The 658-nt window shown below is 73.6% G+C and carries 1 protein-coding gene and 1 pseudogene; both read left to right on the top strand.

Annotated elements, in window-relative coordinates; genetic code table 11:
• Window positions 1-277: pseudogene (locus AC1DTN_RS38060) on the top strand (hypothetical protein); the annotation flags it as partial.
• The coding region (locus AC1DTN_RS38055; protein WP_477925329.1) for a class I SAM-dependent methyltransferase at window positions 274-658 on the top strand (385 nt) is incomplete at its 3' end. The pseudogene AC1DTN_RS38060 and the gene AC1DTN_RS38055, both read left to right, overlap by 4 nt.

Here is a 658-nt window from a genome sequence, read left to right as displayed (position 1 = left end):
CGGTCACGCCTGCGCGTTCGCCGCCGCTCGCGTCGGCCCGAGGCTGGTCGAGGTGCCGGTGTGGGCCTGGCACTGGGCCGCGCCGGGCGACCCGAGGATTCCGTGGGCACGGGCCCGATGCCTGGCGCTCGATCCCGACGCGAGCCGCCGCAAGCGCGACGCGGTGCAGGCATTCGCCAGCCAGCTCCAGCCCGACCCCTCGACGGGCCGGCCACCCATCCTGCGCGCGACGACGGTCGAGCGAAGCGCGCGACCCTTCGAGGTGCTGCTCGCATGAATGCTCCCGATGGCCGAACCGGCGACACCGAGGCCTATTTCCACCGCCTCTACGGCGCCACCGAAGACCCCTACGGCCTGCGCGATCGCTGGTACGAAGAGCGCAAGCGCGCCTTGATCCTGGCCTCGCTCCCGCGCCGGCGCTACCCGCGGGCCTTCGAGCCCGGCTGCGGTGCCGGCGAATTCACCGTGGCGCTCGCCGGCCGTTGCGACAGCGTGCACGCGAGCGATCGCTCGGCCCGCGCGGTCGAGATCACCCGCCGGCGCACCGCCGGACTCGGCAACGTGCACGTCGAACGGCAAGACCTGCCGGCCGACTGGCCGCCCGAGCGCGCGGCATTCGACCTGATCGTGCTCGGCGAGCTCTGCTACTTCCTCTCGC

The sequence above is a fragment of the Rhizobium sp. 01T444 genome, assembly GCF_056398305.1.
The sequence above is the reverse complement of the archived record's forward strand: the minus strand, read 5'-3'. Positions and strand labels throughout refer to the sequence as shown.